The 13,112-nt window shown below is 64.0% G+C and carries 13 protein-coding genes; 6 read left to right on the top strand and 7 right to left on the bottom strand.

Annotated features, from left to right (window positions below; genetic code table 11):
* The first annotated feature begins 6 nt into the window (after positions 1-6).
* Positions 7-390 (top strand): nuclear transport factor 2 family protein, encoded by a 384-nt coding sequence (locus tag KZJ38_RS21200; RefSeq protein ID WP_075155694.1) that lies wholly within the window; start codon positions 7-9, stop codon positions 388-390.
* A gap of 219 nt (positions 391-609) precedes the next feature.
* Here KZJ38_RS21200 and leuA read toward each other — a convergent pair whose 3' ends face one another.
* Positions 610-2,295 carry a 2-isopropylmalate synthase gene (leuA, locus tag KZJ38_RS21195; protein WP_219798096.1) on the bottom strand — a complete coding sequence of 562 codons (1,686 nt, stop codon included), beginning with the start codon at positions 2,293-2,295 and terminating at the stop codon, positions 610-612.
* A 562-nt stretch (positions 2,296-2,857) separates the two neighbouring features.
* Positions 2,858-3,850, bottom strand: coding sequence for a DNA-binding protein YbiB (ybiB, locus tag KZJ38_RS21190; protein WP_219798095.1), 993 nt, complete (start codon positions 3,848-3,850; stop codon positions 2,858-2,860).
* 381 nt (positions 3,851-4,231) lie between these two features.
* Here ybiB and KZJ38_RS21185 point away from each other — a divergent pair, with 381 nt between their 5' ends.
* Positions 4,232-4,930, top strand: a complete 699-nt coding sequence (locus tag KZJ38_RS21185) for a fumarylacetoacetate hydrolase family protein (protein WP_219798094.1) — start codon at positions 4,232-4,234, stop codon at positions 4,928-4,930.
* A gap of 158 nt (positions 4,931-5,088) precedes the next feature.
* A complete protein-coding gene (gene maiA / locus KZJ38_RS21180; protein ID WP_219798093.1) occupies positions 5,089-5,733 on the top strand; it encodes a maleylacetoacetate isomerase in 645 nt (214 codons plus the stop codon).
* Positions 5,734-5,789: 56 nt separating this feature from the next.
* On the opposite strand, the gene ftsY is transcribed toward maiA, so the two are convergent.
* Positions 5,790-7,085: a signal recognition particle-docking protein FtsY gene (gene ftsY / locus KZJ38_RS21175; RefSeq protein WP_425518374.1), complete on the bottom strand. Its 1,296-nt coding sequence runs from the start codon at positions 7,083-7,085 to the stop codon at positions 5,790-5,792.
* Positions 7,086-7,609: 524 nt separating this feature from the next.
* On the opposite strand from ftsY, the gene rsmD reads away from it, so the two are divergent.
* The 3 genes from rsmD (at position 7,610) to KZJ38_RS21160 (ending at position 9,234) form a co-directional block, all read left to right on the top strand.
* The gene (gene rsmD, locus KZJ38_RS21170; protein ID WP_219798092.1) at positions 7,610-8,227 is read left to right on the top strand and encodes a 16S rRNA (guanine(966)-N(2))-methyltransferase RsmD; all 618 of its coding nucleotides are present in this window, start codon (positions 7,610-7,612) and stop codon (positions 8,225-8,227) included.
* A gap of 136 nt (positions 8,228-8,363) precedes the next feature.
* The gene (gene coaD, locus KZJ38_RS21165; protein WP_075155701.1) at positions 8,364-8,870 is read left to right on the top strand and encodes a pantetheine-phosphate adenylyltransferase; all 507 of its coding nucleotides are present in this window, start codon (positions 8,364-8,366) and stop codon (positions 8,868-8,870) included.
* Positions 8,871-8,976: 106 nt separating this feature from the next.
* The gene (locus tag KZJ38_RS21160) at positions 8,977-9,234 is read left to right on the top strand and encodes a YfhL family 4Fe-4S dicluster ferredoxin (RefSeq protein ID WP_219798091.1); all 258 of its coding nucleotides are present in this window, start codon (positions 8,977-8,979) and stop codon (positions 9,232-9,234) included.
* 60 nt (positions 9,235-9,294) lie between these two features.
* Here KZJ38_RS21160 and hisC read toward each other — a convergent pair whose 3' ends face one another.
* The 4 genes from hisC to KZJ38_RS21140 form a co-directional block, all read right to left on the bottom strand.
* On the bottom strand, positions 9,295-10,374 hold the full coding sequence (hisC, locus tag KZJ38_RS21155; protein WP_219798090.1) for a histidinol-phosphate transaminase: 1,080 nt from the start codon (positions 10,372-10,374) through the stop codon (positions 9,295-9,297).
* A 98-nt stretch (positions 10,375-10,472) separates the two neighbouring features.
* Positions 10,473-11,075, bottom strand: coding sequence for an aminoacyl-tRNA hydrolase (gene pth, locus KZJ38_RS21150; RefSeq protein WP_219798089.1), 603 nt, complete (start codon positions 11,073-11,075; stop codon positions 10,473-10,475).
* 247 nt (positions 11,076-11,322) lie between these two features.
* Positions 11,323-11,952, bottom strand: a complete 630-nt coding sequence (locus tag KZJ38_RS21145; protein ID WP_219798088.1) for a 50S ribosomal protein L25/general stress protein Ctc — start codon at positions 11,950-11,952, stop codon at positions 11,323-11,325.
* 167 nt (positions 11,953-12,119) lie between these two features.
* Positions 12,120-13,076, bottom strand: coding sequence for a ribose-phosphate pyrophosphokinase (locus KZJ38_RS21140; protein ID WP_219798087.1), 957 nt, complete (start codon positions 13,074-13,076; stop codon positions 12,120-12,122).
* Between the last annotated feature and the right edge of the window lie 36 nt (positions 13,077-13,112).

The following is a 13,112-nucleotide window of genomic DNA, read 5'->3' as shown; positions in this document are numbered from 1 at the left end:
AATGCGATGGCCGCTAAAGTGATCGAGGCGATTCGCGGGCTCGAACGCGAACGCTTTCGTGCGATGGTCGACGGCAATGGGCCGCAGCTCGACGCGTTGCTGTCGGACAGCGTGATCTACGTCCATACGAACGGCAAACGCGAGACCAAGCAGCAGTTCATCGACGCGATCACCGCGGGCCGCCGCCGCTATCGCCAGATCGAGATCCAGTCGCAGGATGTGCTGCCGGTGGGGCGCGAGACCTGTGTGGTCACGGGGCGCGCGCTGATCGAGATGGAAGCGAACAACGGCGCGTTACTCTTTCCAATTGCTTACACCGCGATTCAGGCGCAGGAAGAAGGGCAGTGGCGGTTGATTGCCTGGCAGGCGACGCGCTGCGCGCTCGAGTGACGACGGGCTGGTCTGCCCGTTGCGATTGCCGACTTCTTTGCTCACGGTGTCACTGCAGTTCCGGTCGTGCCTTTTGAGCCAACCGTTCACGCGAGCAATCCGATCAGAACTGCCCGCGTCACGCTTTTCAGCCCGCCTTTTAGCTCGCCTCCTAGCCTCGTTCTCCCTTCTTCCGACTTCCCCTTGCTTCTTCTGAGCCTTGCTCGCCATCAGGCGACGTCAGGCCGCAACCCTGATCGGCTCGGGCGACAGCCATGCGGTAGAGCGGTTGATGCCGCTGACCACCGCGTCGATGACTGCCGTCGCCTCGTCGGCGGCGATGGCAGCACCGTGCCGCAGCGTGTCCTCGCCGACCCGGCAGCCGACGAAGACAGCGACACGGCCACCGGTCGCACGCACGGTCTCGCACGACGTGATTTCGATGCGCCGCCCGGAGGCCGTCGCGATTTCACCGGCGATACGTCGCGCGTAGGCGGCATGCGCACCGCCGGCGGCCGCCGCGGCCTCTGCGGCTGCTGCTGCCGGCGCGCCGATGCGAATCGCACTGCCCTCCCAATGCACGTTCTGCGCGTCGACACGCCGCACAGGCCCCGCGACATCGAAATATTCGCGCGCAAACAGCGCACAAATCGCTTCCGCGCTGACTTCGGCGCCCGACTGATCCGCGACCGCCTGCACTGCGTGGCTAAACTCGATCTGCACGCGCCGCGGCGGCGCGAAGCCCATCGCGCGCTCGAGCAGATAGGTGGCGCCGCCTTTGCCCGACTGGCTGTTGACGCGAATCACCGCGTCGTAGCTGCGCCCGACGTCGGCCGGATCGATTGGCAGATACGGCACTTCCCACACCGCGTCGGGCGCCTGCTGCGCAAAGCCCTTGCGGATCGCATCCTGATGCGAGCCTGAGAACGCGGTGTAGACGAGGTCACCCGCATACGGATGGCGCGGATGCACGGCAATCTGGTTGCAGCGCTCGACCACGCGTCGCACCGCGTCGATATCGGAGAAATCGAGGCCCGGGTCGATGCCCTGCGTGTAGAGGTTCAGCGCGAGCGTGACGAGATCGACGTTGCCGGTGCGCTCGCCATTGCCGAACAGACACCCTTCGATGCGATCGGCGCCCGCCATCAACGCGAGCTCCGCGGCTGCGACCGCGGTGCCGCGATCGTTATGCGGATGCACCGAGAGCACGATGCTGTCGCGGTAGCCGAGATTGCGGTCCATCCATTCGATCTGATCCGCGTAGACGTTCGGCGTCGCCGCTTCGACGGTGGCCGGCAGATTCACGATCATCTTGTGCTCGCGCGTCGGACGCCAGGTCTGCGCGACCGCGTCGCAGACTTCACGCGCAAACGCGAGCTCGGTCATGCTGAACGTCTCGGGCGAGTACTGGTAGGTCCAGTGCGTCTGCGGCCGCGCGTCGGCGTACTGGCGGATCAGCCGCGTGCCCTCGACGGCGAGCGCCTTCACCTGCTCCTTCGTCTGGTTGAACACGATCTTGCGGAACGATGGGCAGATCGCGTTGTACAGATGCACGATCGCGCGCGGCGCGCCCTCGAGCGCCTCGAACGTGCGCGCGATCAGATCCTCGCGCGACTGCACGAGCACTTCGATCGTCACATCGTCGGGAATGCGCGATTCGTCGATCAGCTTGCGAATGAAATCGAAGTCGGTCTGCGATGCGGACGGAAATCCGACTTCGATTTCCTTGAAGCCGATCGCCACGAGCATCTCGAAGAATTCGAGCTTCTGCGGAATGCTCATCGGCTCGATCAGCGACTGGTTGCCGTCGCGCAGGTCGGTGCTCATCCAGACCGGCGCGTGCTCGATCGTGCGGCTCGGCCATTTACGGCCGTTCAAACGGACGGCGGGGAAGGGACGGTACTTCTCGGCAGGGTTGCTCAACATGATGGGTGGCCTTGTTCGTTTAGTCGTATGCGGTGGGTTGCGGCGCCAGGCGGCTAGCCTGATGCCACGGATGCACGATCCGCGCGTGCGCGGTTGACGCCGGCGTTAGCGGCAGCAACGAACGGGCGCGGACGAACAGGGATGTCGGGAACGCGATGGCGATGGTGACGCCAGCAACATTCGACAACAGAGCGCATGCAATGTGCATTTGACCCTCGCGACTCGTCGAAACGGTATTCGGGCGAGCACAGACGACTTCAGGTTGTGAAGAACTACGGTTGGGATGAAACAGGCACTACGGGGAACTGCTGGGAGGACCGCGGAGCTTTTAGACGGGAGTCTTAGGCAACGCGGCGCTACGCCTGGCTTACGCTAGACGTAGCGATAGGGGCCGCGCTAGGCGACCGATGGTAATTCGGAGGGGGTTCAGATTCGAACACATTTGGCGAATGTAAGTCAGCGGGCGCTGAGATGTCAACCGACGATTCAGGGAATCGCAGCATGACAAGCGGGCAGCATGGCTGCATGGGAGCGGCCGAGGCTCCCGCTGCGCCTAATCCAATCAAGCAGCCTGCTTCGCGATACCCGCGATCACTTCGACCTGACGCGCAATTGCCGTGGGCACCGGCGCGGCGCCGCGCAGGACGTCGGCGATCCACGCGGCGGTGGTCGGCGCGTCGCGTCCTTCGGGCAGATCGACCGCCGGCGCGTCGGCCGACGAGCGCTCCGGCGCGACGAGCGTCTCGCACTGGCCGTCGTGCAGCCAGTCGATCTGCACCTGGCGGCGCGTGTCGGCGACCGCTTCGCCTTCGGTGCCGCGCGCGAGCAGTGCGCCGCCCATGGCGACGTCCGGATGCGTGACGAAAAGCTCCGTGAGACTTTCGCGATACGGCGGATGCGTGTAATTGACGAGCCGCAGCCCGGGCTGCGCGAACGGCTGGAGGATTTTCACGAGCGTATGCGTCGAATTGCGCACACCCATCCGGCGGCGCAGCGCAAGCAGCCGCGCGAGCTTCGGCGCGAGCGTCTCGATCGGCGCGAAGGCGACGCGGTGCGCGGTGAGTGCGTCCTCGATCTCGTTGTGCGTCTGCGCGGCGGCAATCTGCAGGTGAGCGAAAATTTCGGCGCTCGTGACGCGGCCCGGGTCTTCGGTCACGCCATGCACGAGCACCGGCACGCCCTCGCGCGCGAGGAGCAGCGCGAGCAGCGGCACGAGGTTCGGCTGCTTGCGTGCGCCGTTGTAGCTCGGGATCGAAACAGCTGAAACGTTGGACACGGCGCCCGCTGCATCTTGCGTCACACGGATCGGCGCGAACGATGCATGCGCGGCCGCATACATCGCGGCCAGTTCCTCGGGGGTCTCGCCTTTCAGACGGTAAGCAAGCAGCACGGCGCCGAGTTCGAGTTCCGACACGCGGCCGTCGAGCATCGCGCCATAGAGCGCCTGCGTATCTTCAGGCGCGAGCGCGCGGGCCCCGTGCGGTCCGCGCCCGATCTCCTTGATGAAGCGGGCGCACGGGAAAGGGGACAATTCGGTAGCGGCGGAATCGTTCATCTGAGGATCGAAGTCTGGTGCGGAACGGTGAGGTGCTTGCGCGATGTCGGCTGCTGCGCGCCGGCTTTTCCTGCGCAAAGCCGCGCCTGGTTGCTGCGCAGGCCCGCGGCGGCGGTGCTAGCCGTGGCAGCCGATCGGCAAATCGGAACAGGTCGAGTATCGCATGACGCGTGGTTCGTCTCACGCGCGAGGAAGATATCGGGTGTCGCTGCGGTGCCGATGTCGGCGCCCGCGAGAACGCATGCCGTAACGATCGACGCAGCGTATGCCGTTTCTTCGGCAGAAAGCTATCCGTCAAGCGGGCGATATATCACCGCGTTAAACTCGCTGCTTTGTCGTTTTACTGCCGCGCGCGCGGCTTTATGAATATCGGAGAACGGAATGGGTTACGTCATTACACCGGCGCCAATCGTCGGCGTGCCAGTGGCCGGGTCAAGCGATCAGTTCGCGGTGCGCCGCATCTACTGCGTCGGTCGCAATTACGAGGCGCACGCGCGCGAGATGGGGCACGACCCGGATCGTGAACCGCCGTTCTTCTTCTGCAAGCCGGCTGACGCGGTGCTGTACGTCGCGCCCGGCGCAACGGGTGAAATGCCTTATCCGTCGCAGACGAGCAACCTGCATTTCGAAATGGAAATGGTCGCGGCGATCGGCAAGGCGGGCAAAGATATCGCTGTCGACAGCGCGCTCGATCACGTTTATGGCTACGCGCTCGGCCTCGATATGACGCGCCGCGACCTGCAGGCCGAAGCGAAAAAGCTCGGCCGTCCGTGGGACACCGCGAAGGGCTTCGACCATTCGGCGCCGATGGGGCCGATTCATCCGGTGTCGAAGGTCGGCCATCTCGGTAAGGGCGCGATCTGGCTGTCGGTGAACGGCGCGGAGAAGCAGCGCTCCGACGTGTCGCAGCTGATCTGGTCGGTGGCCGAGACGATCGCGTATCTGTCGACGCTGTTCGAACTGCAGCCGGGCGACCTTATTTTCACGGGCACGCCGGAAGGGGTGGGCGCGGTCGTGAAGGGCGATCTGATGAAGGGCGGCGTCGACGGGCTCGGCGAGTTCAGCGTGCGCCTCGTCTGATGGCGCGGCGGATGCGCAGTCGGATTGCGTGACGAACGCGGGCGCGGCTTGATCGGCGCGTTCAAATCGCGTCACGCAGACTGAACCGCGCAGGCGCGGGATCGCACTACGTTGGCCGCGCCACATCCGACCGCATGCAGGGAGAGGAGACACATCAAATGAAGCTATACAGCTACTTCCGCAGTTCCGCCGCGTATCGCGTGCGGATTGCACTCAATCTGAAGAAGCTGCCGTACGAGTATCTGCCGGTGCATCTGCTGCGCAACGGCGGCGAGCAGCACGCCAGCGCGTACCGCGAACTCAATCACGACGCGGTCGTGCCGACGCTGATCGACAACGGCAACGTGCTGCAGCAGTCGATCGCGATTATCGAGTATCTCGAGGAGACGCATCCGCAGCCGCCGCTGTTGCCGGGCACGCCGGTCGAGCGCGCGTTTGTGCGTGGCGTTGCGCTTCAGGTCGCGTGCGAGATTCATCCCGTCAACAACCTGCGGGTGCTCAAGTATTTGAAGCGCACGGTCGGCGCGAACGACGAGGTGAAGGACGCCTGGTATCGGCACTGGATCACCTCGGGCTTTACGGCGCTCGAGGAGCATCTGGTCGCGAGCCGCCGCAGCGGCGCGTTCTGTTTCGGCGATACACCGACCATGGCCGATGCGTGCCTGATTCCGCAGGTGTTCAACGCCGATCGCTTCAAGATTGATATGAGCGCGTTTCCGACCATTCGGCGGATCAACGACCACGCGATGCAGTTGAGCGCGTTCGCCGATGCGGCGCCGGGCACGCAGCCCGACTCGGAGTGACTGCGGTTTGAAAAGGCGGCGGCGCGGTCGGCGCGCCGCTGCTGCGTCGCCTTCGCTTAGCTGCCGAGCAGCGCGTCCGAGAATTCTTCCGCGCTGAACGGCTGCAAATCCTCCACCTTCTCGCCGACACCGATGAAATACACGGGCACCGGCCGTTGCCGCGCGATCGCGGCGAGAATGCCGCCCTTCGCGGTGCCGTCGAGTTTCGTCACGATCAGGCCGGTGAGACCGAGCGCGTCGTCGAATGCCTTGACCTGGGAGAGCGCGTTCTGGCCGGTATTCGCGTCGATCACCAGCAGCACTTCGTGCGGCGCGCCGTCGTGCGCCTTGCCGATCACGCGTTTGACCTTGCGCAGCTCTTCCATCAGATGCAGCTGCGTCGGCAGGCGTCCGGCGGTATCGGCCATCAGCACATCGATCTTGCGCGCGCGCGCCGCGCCTACCGCGTCGAAAATGACCGCGGCGGGGTCGCCGCTTTCCTGCGAGACGACCGTCACGTTATTGCGCTCGCCCCAGATCGCGAGCTGCTCGCGCGCGGCCGCACGGAACGTATCGCCGGCGGCGAGCAGCACCGATTGATCGAAGCGCTGCAAGTGCTTGGCGAGCTTGCCGATGCTGGTGGTTTTGCCCGCGCCGTTGACGCCGGCGATCATCATCACGAGCGGCTGGTCGCGGCCGAGCATCAGCGATTTTTCGAGCGGCTTCAGCAGGCCGACCAGCAGTTCGCGCAATGCGGTTTTGACCTGCTGCGGGTCGGTGAGCCGCTCGGCGCGCACTTTTTCGCGCAGTGTTTCGAGCAGGTATTCGGTGGCGTCGACGCCCGCGTCGGACATCAGCAGCGCGGTTTCGAGCTCTTCATACAGTTCTTCGTCGATTTTCGTGCCGACGAAGATGCCGGTGATGCTTGAGCTGGTTTTCGATAGACCGCTCTTCAGGCGCGTGAGCCACGAGCGTTTCGCGGCCGGTTCGGGCGCGGGCGGCGGGACGATTTCGACGGTTTCGAATGCGGTCGATGCGTCGGTGGCTGACGGTGCTCTGGGCGCTTCGCGTGCGGGTGCCGCGGGGGCGGGCTGATTGACCGGGCGCTGCGGTTGCGGTTCGCGGGCGACCGGGGGTGTCGATTGCAACGGCGGTTCAGATTGCGTCCGAGCCTGCGGTTGTGGCTGTTCCGGCGGTTGCGGCTGCGTTGTCTGGAAAGCTTGCGGCTGCGGTTCGGCGCGCCGCGGTTCTTCCGTGCGCTGCGGCGTGACGGGTTCGGCCGAGGCTGGTGCGAACCCTTGCGTAGTGGTGACATGCGCCGCGGCAGGTGTCTGCGCAACTGGCGGCGCAACGGGGCGCGCAGGCTGTGGCACTGGCTGCGCGGACTGCGCCGGCTGTGTGGGCTGCACTGGCAGCACCGGCTGCGCTGCTGGTGCGGGCGCTTGCGCAACCTCGACGCGTGCTTCGACCGGCGGCTGAACCGCTGGCGTTTCGGCTACCGCAGCGTTGTCGGCCGGCACGTCGGGCGTCGCCACGTCGGCTGCGTTCGGCGACTCGGCCGGCGCATTGTCGGACGCTTTGGAACCCCTGAATCGTTTGAGAAAGCTGAACATGTGCTGGCGTATTGAAGAGGCGAGCCGGCTATTCCGGCTAAGGGGGGCGCATGCGCATCGCGGTGCGGAAGCGATGCGAGCAAATGAGCGCGGGCGCGGCGGATCCGGCGCAACGGTAAGGCTCTGCGGGGATGCTACGCGCGCAAGCGTGACATTTTATCAGGCGCGGCCGCGCTCGCGTGGCGGCGGGACCGCGCCGACCCATGTGGTAACGTGAGCGCTCCGGCCCGCGCGTATTGCGCCGTGTAACGCGCGGCCGACATCCGTTCAGCCACTCCATTGACATGTCTCGTCTTTCATCATCGCGTGCGCGCAGCACGCCGCCGCCCGGACGCGGCGCTCCTCATACTGTCCGTATCATCGGTGGCGACTGGAAGCGCACGCCGCTGACCGTGCTCGATCTCGACGGCTTGCGGCCGACGCCCGATCGCGTCCGCGAAACGCTTTTCAACTGGCTCGGCCAGCGGCTCGACGGTCAACGCTGTCTCGATTTGTTCGCCGGCTCCGGCGCGCTCGGCTTCGAGGCCGCCTCGCGCGGCGCCGCGCGCGTGCTGATGGTCGAGCGCAATGCGCGCGCCGCCGGTCAGTTGCGCGCGATCCAGGCGAAGCTCGGCGCGCGTGCGGTCGAAGTCGCCGAAGCGGACGCGCTGCGTCTTGCGGCGAGTCTTGCGCCCGGCTCGTTCGACGTCGTGTTCCTCGATCCGCCGTTCGGCGAGGATCTGCTCGGTCACGCGCTCGAACTCGCTGTTCCGCTCGTCGCGGCGGGCGGTGCCGTCTATGTCGAAGCCGGCGAAGCGCTGGCGATCGAACAGACGCCAGCGCTTGCCGGATGGACAATCGGCCGGCACGGCAAGGCCGGCGCGGTCCACTATCATTTGCTGCATCGCGAAAATGAGGAATAATGCGCGTTCGATTACAAGTGCCGGATAACGGCCGTCACGCATTGCAGCCGGAAATCGCGCCCGTGCGGTGTTGTCGTGTTGCCGGGCCGCGCACCGGGGCGGCGCCCTTTAGTCTGACGGAAGAGAGGAGAAGTCCATGGTAGTCGCCGTGTACCCGGGTACGTTCGATCCGCTGACGCGCGGTCACGAAGATCTCGTTCGACGTGCGTCGAGCATCTTCGACACGCTCGTGGTGGGCGTCGCCGACAGCCGTAACAAGCGGCCGTTCTTTACGCTCGATGAGCGTCTCGACATCGCTCATGAAGTGCTCGGCCACTATCCGAATGTGCAGGTCGCGAGCTTCACGGGGCTGCTAAAAGACTTCGTACGCAGCAATAACGCGCGCGTGATCGTGCGTGGTTTGCGCGCCGTGTCGGACTTCGAATACGAATTCCAGATGGCCGGCATGAATCGCTATCTGCTGCCGGACGTCGAGACGATGTTCATGACGCCGTCCGATCAGTATCAGTTCATTTCGGGCACGATCGTCCGCGAGATTGCGCAACTGGGTGGTGACGTCAGTAAGTTCGTGTTTCCGTCGGTGGAAAAGCGCTTGCAGGACAAGGTGGCGGAGAATCTGGCGCAGCAGGCGAGCCAGCCTTAATGCGCGTAAACTAGCGTTCTTAAGCGGAAGAAGTCGGCGGTGCGTCCACCAGACCTCGCCGGCAGGAAGTGACAGGTAGGAAGTGACAGGTAGGAAGTGAGCGAGCATGGCCCTGATAATCACCGACGAGTGCATCAACTGCGACGTTTGCGAGCCCGAGTGCCCGAACGACGCAATCTCGATGGGCCCGGACATCTACGTGATCGACCCGAACAAATGCACCGAATGCGTCGGTCATTTCGATGAACCGCAATGCCAGCAGGTGTGTCCGGTGGAGTGCATTCCGCGCGATCCGCAGCATGCGGAATCGCCCGAACAGTTGATGGTCAAGTATCGCGCGCTGCAGGCTGCGAAGGGCGCCTGAACGCGCGGTCGGCGAGGTTCGCTCGCGCGGGTGGTGGCCGGTTGCGCAAGCGCGCCTTGCCTAGGCCGCGCTGCCGTCGAGCAGTTCCCTCAATGCGGCAAGCAACGTATCGCACTCGGCATCAGTTCCGATCGTGATCCGCAAATGCTGGTCGATACGCGGCAGCTTGAAGTGCCGCACGAAAATTTCCTTTTCCCTGAGCCTGGCCGAGAGCGTCGCGGCGTCGTGACTTTCGTGGCGCGCGAACACGAAGTTCGCCGCCGACGGCACCACGTCGAAGCCGAGCGCGGACAGTCCCGCTGACAGCCGTTCGCGGCCTGCGATCACCTTTGCGCGACAGTCGCGGAACCATGCTTCATCTGCATACGCGGCGGTCACGGCGGCTTGCGCGACGCGATCGAGCGGGTACGAGTTGAAGCTGTCCTTCACGCGCACGAGCGCATCAATAAGCTTGGCATCGCCGAACGCGAAGCCGACGCGCATGCCGGCGAGCGAGCGAGACTTCGATACCGTATGCACGACCAGCAGATTCGGATATCGGCCGATCAGCGAGACGGCCGATTGCGCGCCGAAGTCGACATACGCTTCGTCGATCACGACCACCGAGTCCGGATTCGCCGCGACGAGCTTTTCGATATCGGCGAGCGGCAACGCATGACCGGTCGGCGCGTTCGGATTCGGAAACACGATGCCGCCGTTCGGCGCAGCGTAATCGTCGATGCGGATCGTGAAATCATCGGCGAGCGGCACGGTTTGATAGACGATGTCGTAGAGCTTCGCGTACGTCGGATAGAAGCTATACGTAATGTCCGGAAACAGCAGCGGGCGGTCGTGTTTGAGCAGCGCGAGGAATGCCATCGCGAGCACTTCGTCGGAACCGTTGCCGGCGAACACCTGCTCGATGGCGAGCCCGTGATACGCGGCGACCGTCTCGCGCAGCTTGCGGGCGGTCGGATCGGGGTAGCGGCGCAACGACTCGCCGGTTTCGCCAACTTCATCGCGAATCGCGGCGAGCACCGCGGGCGACGGCGGGTACGGGTTCTCGTTGGTGTTGAGCTTCACCGGATGCGCGAGCGCGGGCTGTTCGCCGGGAACATACGGTGAGAGTCGGTGGACGATGTCACTCCAATACAGGCTCAAAGTGGTTCTCCTTCTGCGAAGCCGAGTCGGTGAATCAATTTCACGCGTCACACAATCCACGCCGTCGTGCGAGGCATTGCGTCACGCCACATGCTGCACTAACCATTGCGATGCAACTGCATCATCGCGCGCTCGAGTTCGCCTTTGACCACATGCGGCATCACCGTCAGCGCCCGCTCGATCGACGCATCGATTACATCTTGCTCTTCCTTGCGCGGCGGCTTCAGCACGAAGTTCGCGACATCGGGTTTGGCGCCGGCGCGCGCGCTTTCCGGAATCAGATCGCGCGGATGCCCGATACCGATGCGCAAGCGCCAATACTGCTGCGTGGTCAGATGCGCGGAAATATCCTTGAGCCCATTGTGCCCGCCGCTGCCGCCGCCGAGCTTCAGCTTCACGGTGCCGGGCGGCAAATCGAGCTCATCGTGCGCGACGAGAATCTGGTCCGGAAGAATCTTGAAGAAGTGCGCAAGCGCGACGACTGACTGGCCCGAACGGTTCATATACGTCTGCGGTTCGAGCAGATGCACTTCTTCGCCGTGCAGCCGCGCCTTCGTATAGAAGCCGTGAAAGCGCCGCTCATCGCGCAGCGTCGCGCCGGCTTCGCGCGCGAGTTGATCGACGAGCCAGAAGCCGGCGTTGTGGCGTGTCGCGGAATATTCGGCGCCCGGGTTACCGAGTCCGACGATCAGCTTGATCATGGTGTCGAGGATAGCCTTGGCTTTCGGGTGTACCGGGTTTGTGGTGCTTGGCGAGTTTCGCGAATAGTCAACCAGTAACAGGAACCTGCAACTTCGCGAAGAAAATTTGCGAAAAAAAACCCGCCGGGGCGAACCTCGGCGGGTCACGTCGTCCGTTCCATTGAAACGGATCGAGAGGATAGCTCGCAGATTGCGGCTCAGGTGGTCACTCAGTTAACCAACTCAGTTGACCACGCGGCCAGCCTGCTTAGGCGGCCGGTGCTGCGCCTTCGCCTTCGCCAGCAGCCGAACCGGCCGCTTCGTCTGCAACCGCGCCAGCCGGGATCGTCGCGGACGCGATCACCGGGTTTTCGGCTTCGATGTGCGCGGTCAGCGCCACGCCTGCCGGCAGCACGATGTCCTTCGCGTGCATCGTTTGACCCGCTTCGATCTTCGCGAGATCGACTTCGAGGAATTCCGGCAGCGCGGCCGGCAGACACTCGACTTCGATTTCGTTCACAACGTGCGAGATCACTGCGCTCGACAGCTTCACGGCCGGATTGGTTTCCTGGTTCATGAAGTGCAGCGGCACCTTCGTGTGCAGCTTCTTGTTCGGGTCGACACGCTGGAAGTCAACGTGCAGCACGATCTGGCGGAACGGATGGTATTGCACGTCGCGCAGCAGCACTTGCTGCGACTTGCCGGCCACTTCCAGATCGAGAATCGACGAGTGGAACGATTCCTTCTTCAGTGCATGCCACAGCGCGTTGTGATCGAGCTCGATCAGTTGCGGTTCGCTGCTTGCGCCATACACAATACCCGGGGTCTTGCCCGTGTTGCGCAGGCGGCGGCTCGCACCCGTACCTTGCTTGTTACGCTCAAAAGCGACGACTTTCATTTGCTTCTCCATACAACTGCCCGCGACCAGGCAGTAAGAAGGACCTTGCGCAACGTCAGTGACGTGACTTGAGGCCCCGGACCAGGCGGCATGAACCTTCGTTCGTTCATGCCGATTGTGCGAAGGCGCCGCGCTTCAAAGGCATTCGGCGACTTCGCAAATTCAGTTCAACTTTCCGCAAACAGCGACATCACCGAATCGCCGCGGCGGATGCGCGAGAACGTTTCGGCGAGCAGACCAGCGCTGGTCAGCGAGCGAATCTTCGCGCACGAGCGCGCTTCTTCGCCGAGCGGAATCGTATCGGTCACAACGAGTTCGTCGAGCGCCGAAGCGGCGATCCGTTCGCCGGCGCCACCGGACAGCACCGGGTGCGTCGCATACGCGTAGACCTGCTTCGCGCCGCGTTCCTTCAGCACTTGCGCAGCCTTGCACAGCGTGCCGGCCGTATCGACCATGTCGTCCATGATCACGCAGGTGCGGCCTTCGACTTCACCGATGATGTTCATCACTTCGGCGACGTTCGCCTTCGGACGGCGCTTGTCGATGATCGCGAGATCGCAGTTCAGCTGCTTCGCGAGCGCGCGTGCGCGCACGACACCGCCGACGTCCGGCGACACCACGAGCAGATCTTCGTGATTCTGCTTGCGCAGATCGCCGAGCAGCACCGGCGTCGCGTAGATATTGTCGACAGGGATGTCGAAGAAGCCTTGAATCTGGTCAGCGTGCAGATCCATCGTGATGATCCGCTCGACGCCGGCGATTTCCAGCATGTTCGCGACGACCTTCGCGGAGATCGCAACGCGTGCCGAACGCGGGCGCCGATCCTGGCGCGCATAGCCGAAATACGGGATTGCAGCGGTGATCCGGCCGGCAGAAGCGCGCTTCAGCGCGTCGACCATGATCATCAGTTCCATCAGATTGTCGTTCGCCGGCGCGCACGTGGATTGCAGGACGAACACATCCTTGCCTCGCACGTTCTCCTGAATCTCGACCTGGATCTCGCCGTCCGAGAAGCGGCTGACCATTGCTTTGCCGAGGGGAATACCGAGAATCTTGACGACTTCCTGTGCAAGCGCGGGATTTGCGTTGCCAGTAAAAACCATCAGGCCGTCATGGCTGCTCATCGTGCACCTGCTTCAGGCTGTGGGAGGCGAGGAACT

It is taken from the genome of Paraburkholderia edwinii (assembly GCF_019428685.1).
GTDB lineage: Bacteria > Pseudomonadota > Gammaproteobacteria > Burkholderiales > Burkholderiaceae > Paraburkholderia > Paraburkholderia edwinii.
This window is presented reverse-complemented; position numbering and strand designations above follow the sequence as displayed.